This is a genomic window from Lysobacter sp. GX 14042, from assembly GCF_021390425.1.
Lineage (GTDB): Bacteria > Pseudomonadota > Gammaproteobacteria > Xanthomonadales > Xanthomonadaceae > Novilysobacter.
This window is the reverse complement of sequence record NZ_JAJUWY010000003.1, coordinates 135952-157335: the sequence shown is the minus strand read 5'-3', so window position 1 is coordinate 157335 and position 21384 is coordinate 135952. Positions and strand designations below refer to the sequence as shown.

Genomic DNA, 21384 nt, shown 5'->3' with positions numbered 1-21384 from the left:
GGCCCGGTGCGTACCGGGCCTTTTCCTTGTGCCATCGGCGGCCGGCCGCCTAGTCGGGACTGAAGGCGATCGTGCGCCGCGCAGTGACCGGTTCCGACAGCGGCTGGAAGCGCCAGCGCTCCACCGCCGACAGCGCGGCGCGGTCGAATACGCGGGCCGGGTCGGCACGGATCACCCGCGCCGCGCTCACTGCACCGTCCGTGCCGATGGTGATCTCGACTTCCACCTCCCCCGACTGGCCGGTACGCAGCGCGGTACGCGGGTATTCCGGTGCCGGCGTCGACAGCGGCCTCAGGTCCGCCGCGGTCGGGCGACGCTGGGCCTCGGCACGGCGCTGCTCGGCGGCACGCTGCTCGGCGGCGAGTCGTTCGGCCGCCTCCTGCTCACGCTGCGCCGCGGCCGCCCGCGCGGCGGCGGCGGCCTCTTCCTGCTCCGCGGCGGATTGCTGTTCGGCCAGTTCGCGGGCGGCCGCCTCCTGCTGGCGTTGCTGTTCGGCGGCGCGCTGGCGCTCCAGCTCCGCCTGGCGGCGCGCCTGCTCCTCCGCGCTGACCTGCTCACGTGCCAGCCGGTTGGCCATGTCGCGCTTGCCGGTCTCGACCGAGTGCCGCAGGCGCTCCAGCGCCGGGTGCGAGGCGTCGACGCGGCCGAGCAGGGCGATCAGCCGCTCGCCCTCCTCAAAGTCTTCGCGCGCCAGGCTCTGCTCGGTGGCGATCACCGTCATCGGCAGCAGGTCGGTCAGCGCGCTGGACGCCGACGCATCGCCGGGCGACTTCCCGCGCAGGGCAAGGAAGTACTCCACGGCGTTGTCGCCCGCCGGCGCGTACAGGCGGTTTTCGGAGTAGGCCGCCCGCGCGGCGGTGCGCAGCTCGTCGGCGCCCATTGCGGCCAGGGTTCCTTCGGCCTGGGCCGCGGCGGCGGCGGCCTCGTCACTGCCCTGTGCTGCCGTGGCGGCAGCCGGGGCCGGCGGCGTCGACGGTGCGGCCGTCGGCTCGTCGGCGCCGCCGCAGGCGGCCAGCGCCACGCCGAGCGCGGCGACAAGCGTCAGCCGGGCCAGTACGCCCGTCGAGCCGGACGCGCGCGGGCACGCCTGAATGTCTGTGTTGCTCATCTGATGTTCCCCCTTGTGCGACCTGATCCAGGCCATCGCGTCCCTCCCCCTCCCGGGGGGCCGCAGCCCGGATGATAGTGGCTAAGGCGTCCGGGAACGCGACCGGCGCCTCATTTGCCGATGCAGAAGCTGGAAAAAATGTGCCCCAGCAGGGTATCGGCATCGACCCGCCCGGTGATCGTCCCCAGGGCGTCATGCGCCAGGCGCAGGGCTTCGGCGACCAGTTCGAGCTGCTCGGTCGCGAGCCATCCGCGCGCCGCCGAAAGCTGGCCGGCGGCCTCGCGCAGCGCCTCCACGTGCCGCGTGCGGGCGGTGAACTCGCCGTCCCCGGCATCGTCCCCGGTGACCGCCCGGGCCAGCGCGGCCCGGAGCGCCTCCAGTCCTTCGCCGGTACGCGCCGACACCGGCACCCCACCCCGTAGCCCGGGTAAGCGAAGCGCACCCGGGAACGCCATTCCCGCGTCCTCGCTCGCGCTGCCTGGCAGCAGGTCCACCTTGTTGAGCACCACGACCTTCGCCGGCACCCGTTCCAGCGCATCCCCAAGCGCGTGCAGCCCGGCATCCGGCTCGCGCGCATCCAGCACCACCAGGGCGAGGTCCGCCCGGCCCAGTTCGTCGCGGGCACGGCGCATGCCCTCGCGCTCGATCGCGTCGCCTCCCTCGCGCAGCCCGGCGGTGTCGACCAGGGTCAGCTCGACCCCTTCGACATGGACCTGCTCGTGCAGCAGGTCGCGGGTGGTGCCTGCGATGTCGGTGACGATCGCGCGCTCGCTCCCCGACAGCGCGTTGAGCAGCGAACTCTTGCCGGCGTTGGGCGGCCCGACGATCACCGCGTGCAGGCCCTCGCGCAGCCGGCGGCCGCGCTCGGCGGCAGCCAGCAGGGCGTCCAGCTGGCGGTCCAGCTCGACCAGGCTTGCGCGCAACTGCCCGCCGCCCAGGGTGTCGATCGGCTCGTCGGCGAAGTCGATCGCCGCCTCCACGTGGATCCGCACCTCCAGCAGCCCCTGCGCGATCGCCTCCACCCGGGTGGAGAACTCGCCGTCCAGGGTCCGCCGTGCCGCACGGGCCGCGCGGGCATCGCCGGCGGCGATCAGGTCGGCGACCGCCTCGGCCTGGGCCAGGTCCAGCCGGCCCTCGAGGAAAGCGCGCTCGCTGAACTCGCCGGGCCGGGCCAACCGGGCGCCCAGTGCCAGGCAGCGTGCCAGCAGGGCCTGGAGCACCGCACGCCCGCCATGGCCCTGCAACTCGACCACGTCCTCGCCGGTGTAGCTGGCCGGTGCGGCGAAGTACAGCACGATGCCATCGTCGATCGGCTCGCCATCACTGTCCCGCAGCACCGCGTGGTGGGCGTGGCGCGGCACCAGGCGACGCCCGGCAAGCAGTTCGCCGACGTGCCGTGCCGCCGGACCCGACAGGCGCACGATCCCGACCCCGCCGGTCCCCGGGGCGGTGGCAATGGCGGCAATGGTGTCGCGGTCGGCCATCGGGCAATGATCGCAGTACGCGTCCGGTACACAAGCACGAGGCGCGCAACGGCACGAAAAAGCGAAGCCCGCCGGTCAGGCGGGCTCCAGGGTCAGGCGCGGGCGGCGGTCAGGCCTTCGCCGGCGGCGATGCCACTGGCGGCTTGTCCCCGTACTTGCGGATCATCCACCACTGCTGCAGCAGGCCCAGCCCGGCGTTGGTCACCCAGTACAGCACCAGGCCAGCCGGGAAGAAGGCGAACATCACCCCGAATACCATCGGCATCAGCTGCATCATCCGCTTCTGCATCGGGTCCATGCCCGGCGTCGGATTGAGCTGGGTGGTCGCCCACATCAGCACCATGTTGATGACCGGCAGCACGAAGTACGGATCACGCGCGGTCAGGTCGTTGATCCAGAGGATCCACGGCGTGTGGCGCAGTTCGGCGGACTCCGACAGCATCCAGAACAGCGCCAGGAACACCGGCATCTGCAGCAGCAGCGGCAGGCAGCCACCGACCGGATTGATCTTCTCCTTCTTGTACAGCTCCATCATCGCCATCTGGAACTTCTGCTTGTCGTCCCCGTAGCGCTCCTTGAGCTGGGCGATGCGCGGCTGGAACCGGCGCATCTTGGCCATCGACTTGTACTGCGCGGCCGACAGCGGGTACATCGCCAGCTTCAGCAGCACCACCAGGCCGACGATCGCCCAGCCCCAGTTGCCCAGCAGCCCATGGAGCTTCTCGAGCACCCAGAACAGCCAGCCGGCCAGCGTGGCCATGACACTGAAGCGGCTGAAATCGACTGCCCGCTCCAGCCCCGGCACGGCCTGGGCGTTGATCTGCTCCGACAGCTTGGGACCGACCCACAGGCGGGCGCTGGTCTGCGAGCTGCCACCCGGGGCGACCGACACGCCCGGCCCGACCTCGCGGATCAGGTAGCGGCTGCCGCCGTCGGCCGGGGGCGTGGCCAGCGAGAAGGTGGCGGTGTCGTCGGCTCCGGGAATCCAGGCAGCGAAGAAGTGGTGCTGCAGGAAGGCGATCCAGCCGCCGGTGACCTGCTTGTTGAGCGGACCGTCGTCGATGAAGTCGTCGTAGGGGCGGCGCTGATACTTGTCACCGGCGCTGTACCAGGCCGCGCCCTGGAAGCTGTAGCCCTCCGGGCTCATCGGCCCCTTGGCCTGGATGCCACGCGGCACCCGGGCGAGCTGGCGGTAGACGAACCCCTGCCACGGCTGCGTGCCCTGGTTGATGACCTCGTCGCGGACCTGCACCACGTACTGCCCGCGCTCGAAGGCATAGCTGCGGCGGATGAGCACCCCGTCCGGGCCCTGCCACAGGAACGGCACCACCAGCTGCTGCTCGCCCTCGTCGAGGTGGAAGTCGGCGCCGGCGGGCAGCGAGGCACGGTCGAGCACCCAGCCTGCCTCGTGGGTCGGCGCCGCCCCGGTGTTGCTCACCCAGCCGCTCTGGGCGACGAAGTAGTCCTCCGGGGCGTCGGAGAACAGGCGCACCGGCGGGCTTTCGGGATCATTGCTGGCCGGGTAGGCCAGCAGGTCGGCGCGGGTGATCCCGCCGCCGTCCAGGTCGACCTCCAGCACATCGGTGCGCACGGTGGCCGCCGGCAGGACCGCGGCGGAGGCCGCCGGGGCCGCCCCGGGCACGGCCGCGGGCGACTCCTGCGGCACCGCCGGCACGCTGCCGTCGGCGGCCGGAACCGCGGGGATCGCCTGCGGTACCGTGCTGCCGCTGGCGACCGGGGCCTTGGCGGGCGGGGCGGCCTGCTCCCGGTTCCACTCCATCCACAGCAGCGTCGCCACCATCAGCCAGGCGATGATCAGGAATACACGGGTCTGGTTCATGGGCGGGCAGGCGGACAGGCTCGGCCACCGTCCGATGACGGGACGGGAGCGGTGGAAGTGGGAGGCGCCGGATGACGCGGCGTCGGCATTGTGCCGGCGTGGCCGGTAGGGGGCAACGCACCGGCCCGCCGCAACAGCTTCAGGAACGCGTCGGCGAGTTCGGGATTGGGCAGGTCGCGGGCAGCCGTGCGGGCCACCAGGACATAGTCACCGGCGGGCAACCGGTCGCGGTAATGGCGGAAGGTCTCGCGCAACACACGTTTGATGCGGTTGCGGCCGACCGCGCGCGGATCCACTTTCCGCGAGACCGCCAGTCCCATTCGCGGGCCGGGGGACGCGTCTTCGCGGTAGACATGCAGCACAAGAACGGGCGACGCGGTACGTCGTCCGTGCTTGAATACCCTGTCGTACTCGGCCTTGGCGCGGACCCGCGCCAAGCGCGGGAAGCGGGCCGCTGTCATGGAAGTGGCAACGGCGGCACCGGGCGGCCGTTGGTCCACGACCGCGATCAGGCGCTCAGGCGCTTGCGGCCCTTGGCGCGGCGACGGGCCAGGATCTTGCGGCCGTCGGCAGTCGCCATGCGCGCACGGAAACCGTGGTCGCGCTTGCGCTTGAGATTGCTGGGCTGGTAGGTGCGCTTGGTGGCCATGACGTTGGCTCTGGATTCTGCGGAGAAAGACCGACAAGTCTAGTCCGGCCCCGGCTCCCGGGTCAAACGTGTAATCCGCTCGCCCCGGTCGGCCGCCGGACCGGCCGCCATGATAGTCTGCCTGGTCCCCGCATCCGTCCGGCACCCGCTGTCCGCCAGCGCGTGCGGCCGACCCGCGCCCGAACGATCCGCCACGTGGACAACAACCCGACCCTCGACGCCTGGCCCCGCTGCCTGGAACGCCTCGAAGCCGAACTCCCGGCCGAGGACGTCCACACCTGGTTGCGCCCGCTGCAGGCCAGCCCGCGCGCGGACGCGATGGTGCTGTACGCGCCCAACGACTTCGTGGTCGAACACGTGCGCGAGCGCTACCTGGACCGGATCCGCGAACTGCTGGCGCACTTCGGTGGCTCCGGCGCGGTCAACCTGGAAGTCGGTTCGCTGCCACGCCGGCCGCCACCGGTCGTGGCGCCGCCGGCCGGTAGTGCCGCCGCCCGCGCGCCCGCGCCGGTCGAACCGTTCGACGGCAACCTGGATTCGCACTACACCTTCGACAACTTCGTCGAGGGCCGCAGCAACCAGCTGGGCCGCGCGGCCGCCATGCAGGCCGCGCTCAAGCCGGGCGACCGGGCGCACAATCCGCTCCTGCTCTACGGCGGCACGGGACTGGGCAAGACCCACCTGATGTTCGCCGCGGGCAACCGGATGCGCACCAACGCGCCCGGCGCCCGCGTCATGTACCTGCGCAGCGACCAGTTCTTCAGCGCCATGATGCGTGCCCTGCAGGAGAAGAACATGGACGCGTTCAAGCGCCAGTTCCAGCGGGTCGATGCGCTGCTGATCGACGACATCCAGTTCTTCGCAGGCAAGGACCGGACGCAGGAGGAGTTCTTCCACACCTTCAACGCGCTGTTCGACAGCCGCCAGCAGATCATCCTCACCTGCGACCGCTACCCGCGCGAGGTGGAGGGCCTGGAGCCGCGGCTGAAATCGCGCCTGGCCTGGGGGCTGAGCGTGGCGATCGAGCCACCGGACTTCGAGACCCGGGCGCAGATCGTGCTGTCGAAGGCCGCCGAGCGGGGGACGCGGATTCCGGAGGACGTCGCGTTCCTGCTGGCCAAGAGGATGCGCTCGAACGTACGCGACCTGGAGGGCGCCCTGAACACGCTGACGGCGCGGGCGAACTTCACCGGCAAGCCGATCACCACCGATTTCGCCCAGGAGACCCTGCGCGACCTGCTGCGCGCCCAGCAGCAGGCGGTCAGCATCACCAACATACAAAAGACCGTGGCAGACTACTATGGCTTGCAGGTCAAGGACTTGCTGTCAAAGCGCCGCACCCGTTCGCTGGCCCGCCCGCGACAGGTGGCAATGGCGCTGACCAAGGAACTGACCGAACACAGCCTCCCGGAGATCGGGGATGCCTTTGCCGGGCGCGACCACACCACGGTGCTGCACGCCTGCAGGCAGATCCGCAACCTCAGCGAGAGCGATGGCAAGCTGCGCGAGGACTGGGAAAAGCTGATCCGCAAGCTCAGTGAATAAGCTCCGGGAGCCTGCTCACAACTTGTGGACAACTCTGAACCGGCGCCAGCGGACGAAAGTTGTCCACAGCTTGTACCGAGGCTCGGCCCCGGGTTCTACATGGGTTTCACGGCGGCAAAACAATAGACGAATCAGCAAGTTGCGGTCGTTTCAGGACTTATCCAGTGACTCCACCGCCTCCAAGCTTTTGATTTATACATTCTCTTGTACTGGGCATAGGGGAAGGACCGAATGCGTTTCAGCCTGCAACGCGAAGTGTTTCTGAAGCCGTTGGCGCAGGTCGTCAACGTGGTTGAACGTCGCCAGACCCTGCCGGTGCTGGCGAACCTGCTGGTGCAGGTCCGGGATGGCCAGCTGTCGCTGACCGGTACCGACCTGGAAGTCGAGATGGTGTCCCGTGTCGCCGTCGACGACGCGTCGGACGGCGAGACCACGATCCCGGCACGCAAGCTGTTCGACATCATCCGCGCCCTGCCCGACGGCAGCCGCGTGACGGTCAGCCAGAGCGCCGAGAAGGTCACGGTGCAGGCAGGGCGTTCGCGCTTCACCCTGGCCAGCCTGCCGGCGAACGACTTCCCGTCGATCGACGAGGTCGAGGCGACCGAGCGGGTCACGGTGCCCGAGGCCACGCTGAAGGAACTCATCGAGCGGACCTCGTTCGCGATGGCGCAGCAGGACGTGCGCTACTACCTCAACGGGCTGCTGTTCGACCTTCGCGACGGCAGCCTGAGGTGCGTGGCGACGGACGGCCACCGGCTGGCGTTGTGCGAGGCCGAATACGGCGGCGGCGCGCAGGCCAAGCGCCAGATCATCGTCCCGCGCAAGGGCGTGACCGAGCTGCAGCGCCTGCTCGAGGGCGGGGACCGCGAGGTCGAGCTGGAGATGGGGCGCGGCCACCTGCGGGTCAAGCGCGATGATGTGACCTTTACCAGCAAGCTGATCGACGGGCGTTTCCCCGATTACGAGGCCGTCATCCCGATCGGGGCCGATCAGGAAGTGAAGATCGACCGCGAGGTGCTGCGCGCTTCGCTGCAGCGTGCGGCGATCCTCTCCAACGAGAAGTACCGCGGCGTCCGCATCGAGGTGTCACCGTCGCAGTTGAAGATCAGTGCCCACAATCCGGAGCAGGAGGAAGCCCAGGAAGAGGTCGAGGCCGAAACCCGGGTGGACGGGCTGGCGGTGGGCTTCAACGTCAACTACCTGCTGGACGCGCTGTCCGCATTGAAGGAGGAGCAGGTGATCCTGGCCATGCGGGACGCGAACTCCTCGGCGCTGGTGCGCGAAGCCAGCAACGCCCGCTGCCGTCACGTGGTGATGCCGCTCAGGCTTTAAGGGTGTTCCACGTGGAACCGCACCTTTTCACGCCCGGCACGTCCGGGCGTGATGCTGTCGGGATGCCAGGCGCCAGAGGGTGGTTCCGTTGCGTGTGACCCGGCTCGATATCCGCAACCTGAGACGTTTCGGAGAAGTCAGCCTCGCCCCGGGGCCCGGTCTCAACGTCCTGGTCGGGGACAACGGTGCGGGCAAGACGAGCGTGCTGGAGGCCTTGCACCTGCTTGGCTACGGCAGGAGCTTCCGCGGCCGTGTGCGCGAAGGCCTGGTGCGCGAGGGGCACGAGGCGTTGGAGGTCTTCGCGCAATGGACATCAGCTCCGGATCCGCGAGGCGACGCGCCCACCGCGCGCCAGGCGGGGCTTCGGCATTCCGGACACGCGTGGACCGGGCGTCTCGACGGATCGCAGGTCGACAAGCTCGGCGACATCTGTGCGGCATTCGCCGTTGTGACCTTTGAACCAGGGAGTCACGCGCTGGTAGCGGGCGGCGCGGACAACAGGCGGCGCTATCTCGACTGGGGACTGTTCCACGTGGAACGCGATTTCATGGTTCCCTGGCGCCGCTATTCCCGTGCGCTCAAGCAGCGCAACGCACTGCTCAAGCGCCGTGCGGGCGATGCGGAGCTTGCGCCGTGGGAGGCCGAGCTGGCAGGCGCGGGGGAGCGGCTCGGTGCGATGCGCAGCGACTACCTGCAGGCCCTCGAGCCACGGATGGCGGCGCTCGCACGCGAACTGGCACCCGCACTCGGTGAAGTCGCACTGCAGTACCAGCCAGGCTGGAAGGAAACAGACAGTGGCCTTGCCGATGCGCTGCTGCTCGCGCGCGAGCGGGACCGGCAGGCCGGCTTTACCTCGGTCGGCCCGCACCGCGCCGACTGGAAGATCGGGTTCTCCGGAATTCCAGGCCGGGATGCGCTGTCGCGTGGCCAGGCGAAACTTACCGCGTTGTCGGCGTTGCTCGCCCAGGCCGGCCACCATGCGGAGGTCACGGGAGAGTGGCCGGTCGTTGCGCTGGACGATCTCCCGTCCGAGCTGGACCGCACCCATCAGGCACGGGTACTGGACTACCTCGCCGGCAGCGGCGCACAGGTGTTCGTGACCGGCACCGGGGTTCCGGCGGGCGCACCCGGAACCACGGGCTGCATACGGTTCCACGTGGAACATGGGCAGCTCGGACCGGGTGTTCCGTGCTGAATGCGCCGCTGCCGGCGGCAGCCGGGGCCCCGGGCGACCCCGGGGTGAGGGAAGCGGGCTGGTATACTGCGATGCTTGATTCCATTGATCCTGACGCGTGCTGCGCCCGCCGCATGCGCCACCAGGAGCAGGACACTGCATGACCCAGAATACCGAGCACGTCGACCCCTCCCAGCCTGCGCAGGATGCGCCGGCCGAGCCCGCGCAGGACCCCAGCGGGCAGGCTTATGACTCCAGCCGGATCACCGTGCTGCGCGGCCTGGAGGCGGTCCGCAAGCGCCCGGGCATGTACATCGGCGACGTCCACGACGGCACCGGCCTGCACCACATGGTGTTCGAGGTGGTCGACAACTCGGTCGACGAGGCGCTTGCCGGCCACGCCGACGACATCGTGGTGACGCTGCATGAAGACGGTTCGGTCAGCGTCTCCGACAACGGTCGCGGCGTACCCACCGACATCCACAAGGAGGAGGGGGTCTCGGCGGCCGAGGTGATCCTCACCGTGCTGCACGCCGGCGGCAAGTTCGACGACAACAGCTACAAGGTGTCCGGCGGCCTGCACGGTGTCGGCGTTTCGGTGGTCAATGCGCTTTCGGAACACCTGTGGCTGGACATCTGGCGCGACGGTCACCACCACCGCCAGGAATACTCGATGGGCGAGCCGCTGTACCCGCTGGAAAGGCGCGAAGCGTCGGAACGGCGCGGCACGTTGCTGCGCTTCCGCCCGGCCGCCAGCATCTTCACCAATACCGAGTTCCAGTACGAGGTCCTTGCGCGCCGGCTGCGCGAGCTCTCCTTCCTGAACTCCGGGGTGCGCATCAGCCTGGTGGACGAGCGCGGGGAAGGCCGCCGCGACGTGTTCCAGTACGAAGGCGGCATCCGCTCCTTCGTCGAGCACCTTGCCCAGCTGAAGAACCCGCTGCACCCGACCGTGATCGACCTGACCGGCGAGCAGAACGGCATCACCGTCGAGGTGGCGTTGCAGTGGACCGACGCCTACCAGGAAACGATGTTCTGCTACACCAACAACATTCCACAGAAGGACGGCGGCACCCACCTGGCCGGTTTCCGCGCGGCGCTGACCCGCACGCTCAGCAACTACGTCGAGGCCAATGGCCTGGCCAAGCAGGCCAAGATCAACCTCTCCGGCGACGACATGCGCGAGGGCATGATCGCCGTGCTGTCGGTGAAGGTGCCGGACCCGAGCTTCTCCAGCCAGACCAAGGAAAAGCTGGTCAGTTCCGACGTGAAGCCGGTAGTTGAGAGCCAGTTCGGCGCACGTTTGCAGGAGTTCCTCGAAGAACATCCCAATGAGGCCCGCGCGATCACCGAGAAGGTGATCGATGCCGCGCGTGCCCGCGAAGCCGCGCGCAAGGCACGCGACCTGACCCGCCGCAAGGGCGCGCTGGACATCGCCGGGCTGCCCGGCAAGCTGGCCGACTGCCAGGAAAAGGACCCCGCCCACAGCGAACTGTTCATCGTCGAGGGTGACTCCGCGGGCGGATCGGCCAAGCAGGGCCGCAACCGCAAGAACCAGGCCGTGCTGCCGCTGCGCGGCAAGATCCTGAACGTGGAGCGGGCGCGGTTCGACCGCATGCTCGGTTCGGCCGAGGTCGGCAACCTGATCACCGCGCTCGGTACCGGCATCGGCAAGGACGAGTACAACCCGGACAAGCTGCGCTACCACCGCATTATCATCATGACCGACGCGGACGTGGACGGAAGCCACATCCGGACCCTGCTGCTGACCTTCTTCTACCGGCAGATGCCCGAGCTGATCGAGCGCGGCCACGTCTATATCGGCCTGCCGCCGCTGTACAAGATCAAGCAGGGCAAGACCGAGCTGTACCTCAAGGACGATGCCGCGCTCAACGCGTACCTGGCCAGCAACGCCATCGAGGGCGCCGCGCTGGTGCCGGCCGAGGGCGAGCCGCCGGTCACCGGCGCCGCGCTGGAGCGGCTGCTGCTGGCATTCGCCGGGGCCCGGGACATGATCGCCCGCAGCAGCCACCGCTATGACCCGGCGGTGCTCGAGGCGCTGATCGACTTCACCCCGCTGGACGCCGAGCACCTGGCCGGCAACATCGATGAGCGGCATGAGCTCGACGCGCTGGAAAAACGCCTGAACCGCTCCGGCGCCGGTCGTCCGCGCTACTCGCTGGACCTGCAGCCGGCCAGCGAGGGGCATCCCCCGGCGCTGCTGGTTCGCCGCCGCCACATGGGCGAGGAGCTTCTGCAGGTCCTGCCGCTCGCCGCCTTCGAGTCCGGCGAACTGCGGCCGGTGCGCGAGGCCGCGGCGCAGCTGCACGGCCTGGTGCGCGAGGGTGCCACGATCTCCCGCGGCAACCGCCACCAGGACATCGGCAGCTTCGCGGAGGCCCATGCCTGGTTGCTGGACGAGGCCAAGAAGGGGCGCCAGATCCAGCGCTTCAAGGGCCTGGGCGAGATGAACCCCGAGCAGCTGTGGGAGACCACGGTCAACCCCGAGACCCGTCGCCTGCTGCAGGTACGGATCGAGGACGCGGTGGCTGCCGACCAGATCTTCAGCACCCTGATGGGCGACATCGTCGAGCCCCGCCGGGAGTTCATCGAAGACAACGCGCTGAAGGCCGGCAACCTCGACTACTGACCACGGTGGGCCGCTTGACGGCCCATTCATGGTCGTGGCGTTATCACCGTTGCCTCCCTTTCGAGGACCGCCCTTCTATGAAGCGTCTACTCCTGGCCTGCGCGGTGAGTCTTGCGGTTGCCGCCTGTGCCACCACGACCTCGCCCACCGGGCGCACCCAGACCGTGGGCGCGGTGTCGCAGCAGCAACTGGACCAGATGGGTGAGCAGGCGTTCCAGGAATACCGGCAGCAGCAGCCCCTGAGCAGCAACGCGGCCCAGACCAACTACGTGCGCTGCGTGGTCGGTGCGGTGGTGCGTGAGCTTCCGGCCTCTGCCCAGACCGGCTGGGACGTGGCGCTGTTTAGCAACGATTCACCCAATGCCTTCGCGCTTCCGGGCGGCAAGGTCGGCGTCTACACCGGGATCTTCAAGGTCGCCCGCAACCAGGACCAGCTGGCGGCGGTCATCGCGCACGAGGTCGGCCACGTGGTCTCGCGCCACCATGATGAGCGCATCACCCGCCAGTACGGTGCCCAGGCCGGCCTCGGGATCCTCGGCGCCCTGGTCGGCTCGCAGTACGGTACCAATGCTGCCCAGGCCACCCAGCAGCTGGGCGGTGCGGCGCTGCAGACCGCGTTCCTGCTGCCCAACAGCCGCACCCAGGAGACCGAAGCCGACGTGGTCGGCCAGCGGCTGATGGCGGAGGCGGGCTTTGACCCGCGCGAGGCGGTCGGGCTTTGGCAGAACATGATTTCCGCCGGCGGCAGCCAAGGGCCGGAGTGGTTGTCCACCCACCCTAACCCGCAGTCGCGGATCGCCGAACTCGGTGCGCGGGCGACCGACCTGGTTCCCGTATATGAACGCGCGCGCAGCGCCGGCAAGCGTCCCAACTGCGGCTGAGTCCCGGCAGATTCGGCCAAGGCAAACGGTTTCTTCCTCCACCGCGTTTCTGCTAGTTTCGTCGATCTGGCGTTTTCACGCCGCGGTCACCCTGCGCCGCAAGGAACATACGAGGTTGTCATGACTGCTTCTGTCTCCACTTCCAGCACCATCCTCGCTGCCGCCATCGGCGCTGTCCTCGCCTTCGGCACACTGGCCTCGGCGCCGGTCCACGCCGACCCCCAGGCCCGCGGCAAGGACCGTCGTGAGCAGCGTTCCGACCAGCGCAGCCAGAAGCAGGAAGAGCGCTACCCCAACGCGACCCGCAAAGCTCCCACCGGAACGGCCTCGCGCGCGGTCGGAAAGAAGCTCGAGCAGATGAACGAGCGGTACTCCAACGACGACATGGCCGGTACCCGGGTGGTGGCCGAGGAGATCCTCGCCGACCCGAAGGCCAACGACTACGAGAAGGCCTACGCGGCCCAGTTCGCCTCCCAGGCCGCCTACGAGGCCGACGACGTCCAGGCCGCGATCGACTACATGCAGCAGGCCGTGGACCTGAACGCGCTGGACAACAACTCGCATTTCGGCGCGATGCTCAACCTGGCGCAGATGCAGCAGGCCGCCGACCAGAACGAGGCCGCCCTGGCGACCTTCGAGCAGTTCTTCGCCGGCAGTGGCAGCAACAACCCGCAGGACCTGGTGATGAAAGGCCAGGCGCTGTACCTGCTGGAGCGCTACGCAGAGGCGGCGCAGGTGATCCAGGAGGCGATCGCCGCCAGCGACAACCCCAATCCGCAATGGCAGGCACTGCTGATGCAGGTCTACGCCGAGAGCGGTGACACCGCCGGGGCGGTCCGCATGGCCGAGCAAGTCGCCGAGGCCAAGCCTGACGACCGTCGGGCGCTGCTGAACCTGGCGGTGGTCTACGACCAGGCCGGCATGACCGACAAGGCGATCGAAGTGCTCGAGCGCCTGCGTGCCGGCGGCCAGCTCGAGACCGCCGCCGAGTACAACCAGCTGTACGTCACCTACCTCAACATGGATGGGCAGGAACGCAAGGCCGCCGAGGTCATCACTGAAGGCCTGGACCGTGGCGTGCTTCCGCCCGAGCACAACACCTACGTCGCGCTCGCCCAGGCGTACTACTTCTCCGACCAGCCCGGCCCGGCGATCGAGGCCTACCAGAAGGCCGCCCCGCTGGACGATGACGGGGAGACCTACCTGAACCTGGCCAAGGTGCTGTTCCAGGAAGACCGCATGGCCGAAGCGGTGCAGGCCGCACGCCAGGCCCTGGACAAGGGCGTGAAGAGCCCCGACGACGCGCGCGCCATCATTTCGGCGGGCAACTGACGGACTTCCCGCCCACGCGACACATTCCGGCAACCTTCCGCCAACCTGTTTTGTTATATCCTTGGAAGTTCCCGTCCGCCGAGGCGGGAGCCATCTTCGAAGCCCGTGGCGTCTTGCGCCCGGCATCAAACCCGAGCTGACGGCGCATGACGCAAGACCTGGAAAACCCCATAGAAAACCGCCCGGAGCGCGAAGAGCTCAACTGGGCCCGTGTCGCCGGCATCACCATGGCGATCGCGGTGCACGCGGCCGCGTTGCTGATGATGCTCGCGCCTCCCAAGGCCCCGCCGCCGGAAGCGGAGCCGGAACAGGCGACCATCGTCAACATCATCAAGCCGCCGCCGCCCCCGCCCCCGCCGCCGCCGCCGCCGCCGGAGCAGCCCAAGCCGATCACGCCGCCGCGCACGCTGACCACGCCCAAGCCGACGCCGTTGCCGCCGCCGCCCGAAGCGCCGCCGATCGTGGTCGACGACCCGAGCCCGGTGGACGTGCCGGCACCGCCTCCGGCACCGCCGTCACCGCCGGCGCCGGTCGATACGCTTGGCTCGGTGGATCCGTCCTCGCGTGCACAGAACCCGCCGCGCTATCCGCCCAGCGCCATCCGCGCGCAGATCGAGGGCACGGTGATCCTGGTGATCAGCATCGACGCGCAGGGCAACGTGCTCGATGTCGAGGTGGAGCAGTCCAGCCGCAACCGTGACCTCGATCGCGCCGCGGTCCAGGCCGCGCGCAAGTGGCGCTTCAACCCGGCCACGGAGAATGGCCAGGCGGTGCCAAGCCGGGTCCGTGTCCCGGTCGACTTCAACCTGAGCAGTTGAAGCGGGCCGCAGCTTCAAGCCGGTTCTTCAGTTGTCCTCTAAGTAGTCCTTTTTTCTTCCACGACACCTAAAGGTAAGCGTCATGCTTCAGGAAACCACCGCCGCAACCGGCGCCAACGATGCCGCTGCTTTCCAGCAGATGAGCTTCTCCCACATGATCCAGAACTTCGACACCGTCGCCTGGGTCGTGTTCCTCACCCTGGTGCTGTTCTCGGTGCTGTCGGTGTACTGGATCGTGGTCAACTTGATCCGCAATGCCCGCCTGCGCCGCAGCAGCGACCGCGTCGTCAGCACCTTCTGGGAAACCAACAATGCCCAGGACGCGATCCGTTACATGGAAGAGCAGTCGCGCAGCGAGCCGTTCTCCAAGATCGCCCTGGACGCCGCCGAAGCCGCCGCCCACCACCAGCAGCAGGAAGGCTCGCGCCTGGCCGAGTCGCTGACCCGCTCCGAGTTCGTCGACCGGGCGCTGCGCCAGGCCGTCACCCGCGAGTCGATCAAGCTCGAGTCCGGCCAGACCCTGCTGGCCACCGTCGGCGCCACCTCGCCGTTCGTCGGCCTTCTGGGCACCGTGTGGGGCATTTACCACGCGCTGATCCGCATCGGTGCGACCGGCAACGCGTCCATCGACGCGGTCGCCGGTCCGGTCGGCGAGGCACTGATCATGACCGCATTCGGTCTGTTCGTGGCGATCCCGGCGGTGCTGGCCTACAACTTCTTCAACAAGGCCAACCGTTCGCTCAACAGCCGGTTCGACACCTTCGCGCACGACCTGCACGACTTCTTCGCAACCGGTTCGCGCGTGGGCGTGTCCCGGCGCTGATCCCGCGAAGTCCCCCAGTTCCAGTCGGAGCCCGATATGGCCTTCAGTTCAGGCAACAGCGGCGGCGGTACGCCGATGGCCGAGATCAACGTCACCCCGCTTGTCGACGTGATGCTCGTGCTGCTGATCATCTTCATGATCACGGCGCCGCTGATGACCCACAAGATCCAGGTTGACCTGCCCGAGGCCGACGTGAGCCACCTTGACCAGCAGGCACCGGAGGTGCCGCCGATCACGATCGCGATCGAGCCTTCCGGTGCGCTGTACTGGAACGACGAGCAGATCACCAGGGACCTGCTCGAGAGCAGGCTCTCGGTGGAGGCGCAGAAGACGCCGCAGCCGCAGCTCAATGTCCGTGGCGACAAGACGACCAAGTACCGCATCGTTCGCGAAGTGGTGCAGACCGCGCAGCAGCAAGGCATGCGCAAGGTCGGCTTCGTCGCCATCAAGGACCGTAACTGACCGGAGACAACGCAGATGGCTTTCAGTGCAAACTCCGGCGGCGGCTCGATGTCGGACATCAACGTCACCCCGCTGGTCGACGTCCTCCTGGTGCTGCTGATCATCTTCATGGTCACCGCCCCGATCGCGTCCTACCCGATCGAGGTGAACCTGCCGCAGCGCACCAACGCCCCGCCGCCGACGTCCGAGCCGCCGCCGCCGATCCGGCTGCGGATCGACGCCTCCGGCGAGGTGTTCTGGAACAACTCGGCCCACCCGCTGCCGGTCATCGCCGAGATGATGCAGCAGACGGTGGCGGCCGATCCGACCAACCAGCCGCAGCTGGAGATCGACACCAACCTGGACGCCGACTACGGCATCCTGGCCAAGGTACTGGCCCACGCGAAGACCGCCGACATGAAGAAGATCGGCTTCGTGCAGAACGACTGATAGACGCTTACTGTCGAATGGAAACGCCGCCCACCGGGCGGCGTTTTTTTATGCGGCGGAGTTGCTCCCGGCGTCGGCAATGACCTGCAGGTAGCCGCGGACCGTCCGTTCCAGCCCCAGGTAAAGCGCCTCGGAGATGAGCCCGTGGCCGATCGACACCTCGCGCACGTCGGCAACCGCGGCGAGGAACGGCCCGAGGTTGTCGCGGGTCAGGTCGTGCCCGGCGTTGACTTGCAGGCCGACCGCCCGGGCGCGCCGGGCGATGCCGGCGAAGCGCGCCAGCAGGGGCGCCGCGGCCCCGGCGGCGGCGGCTTCCGCGTAGGGTCCGGTGTACAGCTCGACCCGGTCCGCGCCGGTGTCCGCGGCATGCTCGATGCCGGCACTGCGGGTCTCGTCCCAGGCATCGGCGAACAGGCTGACCCGGCAGCCCAGGGCCTTGAACCCCGCCACCAGCGGCCGCAGCCGCGCGGCGTCGCGGGCGAAATCGAAGCCGTGGTCGGAGGTCAGCTGGCCGTCGGAGTCGGGGACCAGCGTCACCTGCGCCGGGCGGGCCTGGCGGCAGAGCTCCAGCAAGCCGGGATAGCCGGGGCGCGGGGCGGCGAACGGGTTGCCCTCGATGTTGAACTCGACCCCCCGGCTGGCGGTCAGCCGGGCGAGTTGCAGGACATCGTCGGCGCGGATGTGCCGGGCATCGGGCCGCGGGTGCACGGTGATGCCGTTGGCGCCGGCATCCAGGCAGGTGGCGGCCGCGCGATGGACATCGGGCTCGCCGCCGCCGCGGGAATTGCGGAGCACCGCAACCTTGTTCACGTTGACGCTCAGGGCGGTCATGGACAGGCGGGAAGTGGGCGCACCAGTGTAGCGCCGGGCAGGCCCGGGCCGCGCTAGAGCAACGGTGAGACCAGGCGTGCCAGGCCTTCGGGCAGCCGCGCGCGCCACAACGGCCGCGGCCGCTGCGCGGACACCGGGCTGCAGGCACCGCAGTCGTGTTCCACCACCCGGGCGAGGGCCGCGACCAGGGCCGGGTCGCGGATCAGCAGGGAGAGTTCGAAGTTCAGCCGGAAGCTGCGGTGGTCGAAGTTCGCGCTGCCGACGATCGCCAGCTCGTCGTCGCAGACCAGCACCTTGCTGTGCAGCAGGCGCGGCCCGTACTCGTGGATCGCGACACCGGCCGCGAGCAGCCGGTCGTAGTAGGAGCGAGCGGCATAGGTGACCAGCCGGCTGTCGCTCATGCGCGGGACCAGCAGGCGCACGTCCAGCCCGCCCAGCGCGGCCGAGGTGAGCGCCATCATCGCCGCCTCGCCGGGAACGAAGTAGGGGGTCATCAGCCAGACCCGGCGCCGGGCGGCATGGATCGCCCCGACGTGCGCGCGGTGGATGCTCTCCCATGAGGAATCCGGCCCGGAGGTCACCACCTGGGTGGCGATCGAGCCGCGGCCCGGATCGAAGTCGGACAACGGCAGGGGCGCGGTTCCGGTGGCGTACGCCCAGTCCTCCACGAACACCAGCTGCAGCTCGCGCACCACCCGGCCCTCCAGGCGGATGTGCAGGTCGCGGTAGGCGGCCCCGCACAGGCGTTCGTCCTGCTCGTCGGTGATGTTGATGCCACCGGTGAAGCCGATCCGGTCATCGACCACCACCAGCTTGCGGTGGTTGCGCAGGTTGACCCAGGGGCGCTTCCAGAACCAGCGCAGCCGCATGGGGTGGAACCAGGCCACCTCGCCGCCGGCCGCCAGCAGCGGCTGCAGGAAGCTGCGCCGCAGCGCCGACGAGCCGACCGCATCGAGCAGCAGCCGCACCTGGACGCCCTCGCGCGCCTTGGCCGCCAAGGCGTCACGCAGGGCGGTACCGGTGCGGTCGGGCTGGAAGATGTAGTACTCGAGGTGGACGTGGTCGCGGGCGCCGGCGACCGCCTCCAGCAATGCCTGGTACTTCGCCGCGCCGTCGACCAGGACCGCCGCGGAGGTGGCGCTGGTCGGCGGCAGGCCGGTGGTCGCGTTCACCATGTGCGCCATTTCCACCGCCTCGTCGCTGGCGGCGATCCCCGCCGGCAGCGCCGGGAGCGCGCGCCGGGCGCGGTTGCGCCGCAGCCGCTGGCGGTCGATCTTCTGCGGGCCGAACACGTAGTAGACCAGGAAGCCCAGGTACGGCAGCGCCGCCAGCCCGATCAGCCACGCCAGGGTGGCGGCGGGTTCGCGCTTCTGCAGCACGATCCACATGCCCAGGCCGGCCACGTAGAGTGCCCAGCCGGCGACCAGCGCGACCTCCAGGTGCTGGAAGTCGAGCAGTTGGCTCCACAGGGCAGGCAGGCTGTCGGGCATCGGCTCGGCGGCAGGCGCTCCGGGCCTGAACGGCGCCCCGGGCATCGCGCGCACCGTCGCGCGTGCTGCGACGGTGCCGGACTAGGCTAGCCCGATGGAAGACGCCCGCAAACCCCTGCAGCCGATCAAGGGCCGCGGTGCCGCCTCGCGGGTCGCCGGACGCTACGAGACGTCGACCGCGGTCGGCAGCGACGACGGATGGGGCTCGGTGTACCAGGACATGGCCGAGGCACCCCGCCCCGCCACCACCGTCACCGAGGAGCAGGCCCGCGGCATCATCAGCCGCAACGACTCGCCCGATGTCGGTTTCGGGCAGTCGGTCAATCCCTACCGCGGCTGCGAGCACGGCTGCGTCTATTGCTTCGCGCGCCCCTCGCATGCTTGGCTGGACCTCTCGCCGGGGCTGGATTTCGAGACCCGGCTGTACGCCAAGACCAATGCCGCCGAGCGGTTGCGCGCCGAGCTGGCAAAGCCCGGTTACCAGCCCCGCCCGCTGGCGCTGGGCATCAACACCGATGCCTACCAGCCGATCGAGCGCCGCTATCGCATCACCCGGGAACTGCTGGAAGTGCTCGCCGAGTGCCGGCACCCGGTGAGCTTCGTCACCAAGAGCGCGATGATCACGCGCGACCTGGACCTGCTGGCCTCGATGGCCCGCGAGCGGCTGGTGACGGTGTACTTCTCGGTCACCAGCCTGGACAACCGGCTTTCCGCGCGCATGGAGCCGCGGGCCTCCGCGCCGCATGCCCGGCTGCGTGCGATGCGGGCGCTGTACCAGGCCGGCGTGCCGGTCGGCGTGATGGTGGCGCCGGTGGTGCCCGCCCTGACCGACCACGAGCTGGAGCGCATCCTCGAAGCCGCCCACGAACACGGCGCCCGCGCCGCCGGGTACGTGCTCCTGCGCCTGCCCCACGAGCTCAAGGAGGTCTGGCGCGAGTGGCTGCAACTGCATTACCCCGACCGCGCCGCGCACGTGATGAGCCTGGTGCGGCAGATGCGGGGCGGGCGCGACTATGACAGCCGCTTCGGGACCCGCATGCGCGGCGAGGGCCCGTTCGCCCGCCTGCTGGGCCAGCGCTTCGCCACCGCCAGCCGCCGGCTGGGCTTCGGCCGTCTCCCGGCACTGGAGGTCGCCCGGTTCGTGGCCCCGCGCATTCCCTCACCGCAGGGAGAACTGTTCTGACCCGGCCGCGGGTTGCAATCCGGCCCCGGTGGGGTCCAAGGTCATGGGGTTTACCGCGCGGTCACGGTCCAGGGCCCAGGGCCGGGTGTGCTGCACCGCCCCATCACGGTTGCGTTTGTATCTTCCGGCGAACCACGTGCATTGCCTCTAGATGTCCCAGTTTCCAGCTCCCCACCCTCCTGACGCGCAGGCCGCGACCGGTGAGGCCGACGAGGCCTCGCGGCGCCAGCTGCAGCTGTTCGCCGATGCGGTCGCCCACGACCTGCGGGCACCCCTGCGTTCGATCCAGAGCTTCTCGGGCCTGCTCGAAAGCCGGGCGTCCGCGCAGCTGGACGAGACCTCGCGCGACCACCTCCAGCGCATCCGCCGGGCCGCCGATCGCATGGACGGGCTGCTGACCGGACTGGGCGAACTCTCGCAGGCCACCGGCGCCGAGCTGCGCTCCGGGCCGGTCGACCTGGGCCTGTTGTGCGACTGGGCGCTGGCCGAGTTGCAGGACGCGCAGCCGGAACGCGGCGCCGAGGTGCTCACTGAAGGCCTCGACGGCCTGCTGGCCCAGGGCGACGAGCGCCTGCTGCGGCTCGCGCTGGGCAAGCTGATGGACAACGCGTGGCGCTTCACGCCGGCCGGGGAGGCCGTGCGCATCGAGCTGCACGGCGCCCATGCGGAGGGACAGGTGCAGCTGCGGATCCGCGACCACGGCAGCGGTTTCGACGCACGTTACCTGCACAAGATCTTCCAGCCCTTCCAGCGCCTGCACGGGCCTGCGGAGGGCGCCGGCCACGGGCTCGGGCTGGCGGTGGCGCAACGCATCGTGGAACGGCATGGCGGCAGCCTGGACGCGGAATCCGCCGGCGCCGGCGGTGCCACGTTCCACCTCCGGCTTCCCGCCGCGGCCTGACAGACGGGTATCGCAATGCACAAGGACATCCTGCTGGTCGAAGACAACCCCGACGACGTCGAGCTGACCCGGCTTGCCTTCGCCGAGGCGAAGATCGCCAATCGCCTGGTGGTGGTCGGCGACGGCGCGGAGGCGCTGGACTACCTGTTCGCCCGGGGTGCGCACGCCGGCCGGGACCAGGGCGACCTGCCCTCGATCGTGCTGCTGGACCTGAACCTGCCGAAGGTCGACGGCCGCGAGGTGCTGCAGGCGATCCGTGCCGACGAGGCCACCCGTACCCTGCCGGTGGTGGTGCTGACCACCAGCACCGAGCCGTTCGACGTCGAGGCCAGCTACGCGCTGGGCGTGAACAGCTATATCCAGAAGCCGGTCGACTTTGAGCAGTTCGTCTGGGCGGTCAAGCAGGTCGGCCTGTACTGGCTGGTGCTGAACCACCCGCAGGGCAGCTGAGC

Annotated in this window: 20 protein-coding genes; 13 read left to right on the top strand and 7 right to left on the bottom strand. The window is 69.4% G+C overall.

Going from position 1 to position 21384, the window contains the following annotated elements; translation table 11 throughout:
* Positions 1-49 precede the first annotated feature (49 nt).
* The 5 genes from LY625_RS06925 to rpmH form a co-directional block, all read right to left on the bottom strand.
* The gene (locus LY625_RS06925; RefSeq protein WP_233738843.1) at positions 50-1108 is read right to left on the bottom strand and encodes an energy transducer TonB; all 1059 of its coding nucleotides are present in this window, start codon (positions 1106-1108) and stop codon (positions 50-52) included.
* A gap of 110 nt (positions 1109-1218) precedes the next feature.
* On the bottom strand, positions 1219-2592 hold the full coding sequence (gene mnmE / locus LY625_RS06920) for a tRNA uridine-5-carboxymethylaminomethyl(34) synthesis GTPase MnmE (protein ID WP_233738841.1): 1374 nt from the start codon (positions 2590-2592) through the stop codon (positions 1219-1221).
* 109 nt (positions 2593-2701) lie between these two features.
* Positions 2702-4432, bottom strand: a complete 1731-nt coding sequence (yidC, locus tag LY625_RS06915; protein WP_233738832.1) for a membrane protein insertase YidC — start codon at positions 4430-4432, stop codon at positions 2702-2704.
* On the bottom strand, positions 4429-4893 hold the full coding sequence (rnpA, locus tag LY625_RS06910; RefSeq protein ID WP_233738830.1) for a ribonuclease P protein component: 465 nt from the start codon (positions 4891-4893) through the stop codon (positions 4429-4431). The genes yidC and rnpA overlap by 4 nt, the downstream gene beginning before the upstream one ends.
* A gap of 47 nt (positions 4894-4940) precedes the next feature.
* Positions 4941-5081, bottom strand: a complete 141-nt coding sequence (rpmH, locus tag LY625_RS06905; RefSeq protein ID WP_027070414.1) for a 50S ribosomal protein L34 — start codon at positions 5079-5081, stop codon at positions 4941-4943.
* Between the two features lie 195 nt (positions 5082-5276).
* Between rpmH and dnaA the strand changes: the two genes are divergently transcribed.
* The 10 genes from dnaA (at position 5277) to LY625_RS06855 (ending at position 16527) form a co-directional block, all read left to right on the top strand.
* On the top strand, positions 5277-6626 hold the full coding sequence (dnaA, locus tag LY625_RS06900; RefSeq protein ID WP_233738818.1) for a chromosomal replication initiator protein DnaA: 1350 nt from the start codon (positions 5277-5279) through the stop codon (positions 6624-6626).
* Between the two features lie 231 nt (positions 6627-6857).
* The gene (gene dnaN, locus LY625_RS06895) at positions 6858-7958 is read left to right on the top strand and encodes a DNA polymerase III subunit beta (protein ID WP_233738802.1); all 1101 of its coding nucleotides are present in this window, start codon (positions 6858-6860) and stop codon (positions 7956-7958) included.
* An 88-nt stretch (positions 7959-8046) separates the two neighbouring features.
* A complete protein-coding gene (recF, locus tag LY625_RS06890; RefSeq protein WP_233738792.1) occupies positions 8047-9153 on the top strand; it encodes a DNA replication/repair protein RecF in 1107 nt (368 codons plus the stop codon).
* A 139-nt stretch (positions 9154-9292) separates the two neighbouring features.
* Positions 9293-11782 carry a DNA topoisomerase (ATP-hydrolyzing) subunit B gene (gyrB, locus tag LY625_RS06885; RefSeq protein WP_233738790.1) on the top strand — a complete coding sequence of 830 codons (2490 nt, stop codon included), beginning with the start codon at positions 9293-9295 and terminating at the stop codon, positions 11780-11782.
* A gap of 77 nt (positions 11783-11859) precedes the next feature.
* Positions 11860-12663, top strand: a complete 804-nt coding sequence (locus LY625_RS06880; protein WP_233738788.1) for a M48 family metallopeptidase — start codon at positions 11860-11862, stop codon at positions 12661-12663.
* A 120-nt stretch (positions 12664-12783) separates the two neighbouring features.
* The gene (locus LY625_RS06875; RefSeq protein ID WP_233738786.1) at positions 12784-13995 is read left to right on the top strand and encodes a tetratricopeptide repeat protein; all 1212 of its coding nucleotides are present in this window, start codon (positions 12784-12786) and stop codon (positions 13993-13995) included.
* Positions 13996-14141: 146 nt separating this feature from the next.
* Entirely contained in the window at positions 14142-14813 is a 672-nt protein-coding gene (locus tag LY625_RS06870; protein WP_233738778.1) for an energy transducer TonB, read from the top strand.
* Positions 14814-14895: 82 nt separating this feature from the next.
* Entirely contained in the window at positions 14896-15636 is a 741-nt protein-coding gene (locus tag LY625_RS06865; RefSeq protein ID WP_233738776.1) for a MotA/TolQ/ExbB proton channel family protein, read from the top strand.
* Positions 15637-15672: 36 nt separating this feature from the next.
* Complete coding sequence (locus LY625_RS06860) at positions 15673-16098, top strand: biopolymer transporter ExbD (protein WP_233738774.1); 426 nt, start codon at positions 15673-15675, stop codon at positions 16096-16098.
* 15 nt (positions 16099-16113) lie between these two features.
* Entirely contained in the window at positions 16114-16527 is a 414-nt protein-coding gene (locus LY625_RS06855; protein WP_233738763.1) for a biopolymer transporter ExbD, read from the top strand.
* Positions 16528-16575: 48 nt separating this feature from the next.
* On the opposite strand, the gene LY625_RS06850 is transcribed toward LY625_RS06855, so the two are convergent.
* The gene (locus LY625_RS06850; RefSeq protein ID WP_233738753.1) at positions 16576-17358 is read right to left on the bottom strand and encodes a pyridoxine 5'-phosphate synthase; all 783 of its coding nucleotides are present in this window, start codon (positions 17356-17358) and stop codon (positions 16576-16578) included.
* Positions 17359-17411: 53 nt separating this feature from the next.
* The gene (gene cls, locus LY625_RS06845; protein ID WP_233738751.1) at positions 17412-18848 is read right to left on the bottom strand and encodes a cardiolipin synthase; all 1437 of its coding nucleotides are present in this window, start codon (positions 18846-18848) and stop codon (positions 17412-17414) included.
* A gap of 94 nt (positions 18849-18942) precedes the next feature.
* Here cls and LY625_RS06840 point away from each other — a divergent pair, with 94 nt between their 5' ends.
* The 3 genes from LY625_RS06840 to LY625_RS06830 all read left to right on the top strand — a co-directional run bounded on the left by LY625_RS06840 (position 18943) and on the right by LY625_RS06830 (position 21382).
* Positions 18943-20031 carry a PA0069 family radical SAM protein gene (locus LY625_RS06840; protein WP_233738749.1) on the top strand — a complete coding sequence of 363 codons (1089 nt, stop codon included), beginning with the start codon at positions 18943-18945 and terminating at the stop codon, positions 20029-20031.
* A gap of 151 nt (positions 20032-20182) precedes the next feature.
* Complete coding sequence (locus tag LY625_RS06835; protein ID WP_233738747.1) at positions 20183-20932, top strand: HAMP domain-containing sensor histidine kinase; 750 nt, start codon at positions 20183-20185, stop codon at positions 20930-20932.
* A gap of 15 nt (positions 20933-20947) precedes the next feature.
* Entirely contained in the window at positions 20948-21382 is a 435-nt protein-coding gene (locus tag LY625_RS06830; protein ID WP_233738745.1) for a response regulator, read from the top strand.
* Positions 21383-21384: the final 2 nt, after the last annotated feature.

Bases quoted from the DNA above. Each gene is read 5' to 3' on its own strand.
- LY625_RS06925 (WP_233738843.1), bottom strand. From the start codon at position 1,108: ATGAGCAACACAGACATTCAGGCGTGCCCGCGCGCGTCCGGCTCGACG.
- LY625_RS06870 (WP_233738778.1), top strand. From the start codon at position 14,142: ATGACGCAAGACCTGGAAAACCCCATAGAAAACCGCCCGGAGCGCGAA.
- LY625_RS06880 (WP_233738788.1), top strand. From the start codon at position 11,860: ATGAAGCGTCTACTCCTGGCCTGCGCGGTGAGTCTTGCGGTTGCCGCC.
- yidC (WP_233738832.1), bottom strand. From the start codon at position 4,432: ATGAACCAGACCCGTGTATTCCTGATCATCGCCTGGCTGATGGTGGCG.
- LY625_RS06830 (WP_233738745.1), top strand. From the start codon at position 20,948: ATGCACAAGGACATCCTGCTGGTCGAAGACAACCCCGACGACGTCGAG.
- LY625_RS06865 (WP_233738776.1), top strand. From the start codon at position 14,896: ATGCTTCAGGAAACCACCGCCGCAACCGGCGCCAACGATGCCGCTGCT.
- LY625_RS06855 (WP_233738763.1), top strand. From the start codon at position 16,114: ATGGCTTTCAGTGCAAACTCCGGCGGCGGCTCGATGTCGGACATCAAC.
- LY625_RS06850 (WP_233738753.1), bottom strand. From the start codon at position 17,358: ATGACCGCCCTGAGCGTCAACGTGAACAAGGTTGCGGTGCTCCGCAAT.
- rnpA (WP_233738830.1), bottom strand. From the start codon at position 4,893: ATGACAGCGGCCCGCTTCCCGCGCTTGGCGCGGGTCCGCGCCAAGGCC.
- LY625_RS06835 (WP_233738747.1), top strand. From the start codon at position 20,183: ATGTCCCAGTTTCCAGCTCCCCACCCTCCTGACGCGCAGGCCGCGACC.
- cls (WP_233738751.1), bottom strand. From the start codon at position 18,848: ATGCCCGACAGCCTGCCTGCCCTGTGGAGCCAACTGCTCGACTTCCAG.
- mnmE (WP_233738841.1), bottom strand. From the start codon at position 2,592: ATGGCCGACCGCGACACCATTGCCGCCATTGCCACCGCCCCGGGGACC.
- rpmH (WP_027070414.1), bottom strand. From the start codon at position 5,081: ATGGCCACCAAGCGCACCTACCAGCCCAGCAATCTCAAGCGCAAGCGC.
- LY625_RS06860 (WP_233738774.1), top strand. From the start codon at position 15,673: ATGGCCTTCAGTTCAGGCAACAGCGGCGGCGGTACGCCGATGGCCGAG.
- LY625_RS06875 (WP_233738786.1), top strand. From the start codon at position 12,784: ATGACTGCTTCTGTCTCCACTTCCAGCACCATCCTCGCTGCCGCCATC.
- gyrB (WP_233738790.1), top strand. From the start codon at position 9,293: ATGACCCAGAATACCGAGCACGTCGACCCCTCCCAGCCTGCGCAGGAT.
- dnaN (WP_233738802.1), top strand. From the start codon at position 6,858: ATGCGTTTCAGCCTGCAACGCGAAGTGTTTCTGAAGCCGTTGGCGCAG.
- LY625_RS06840 (WP_233738749.1), top strand. From the start codon at position 18,943: ATGGAAGACGCCCGCAAACCCCTGCAGCCGATCAAGGGCCGCGGTGCC.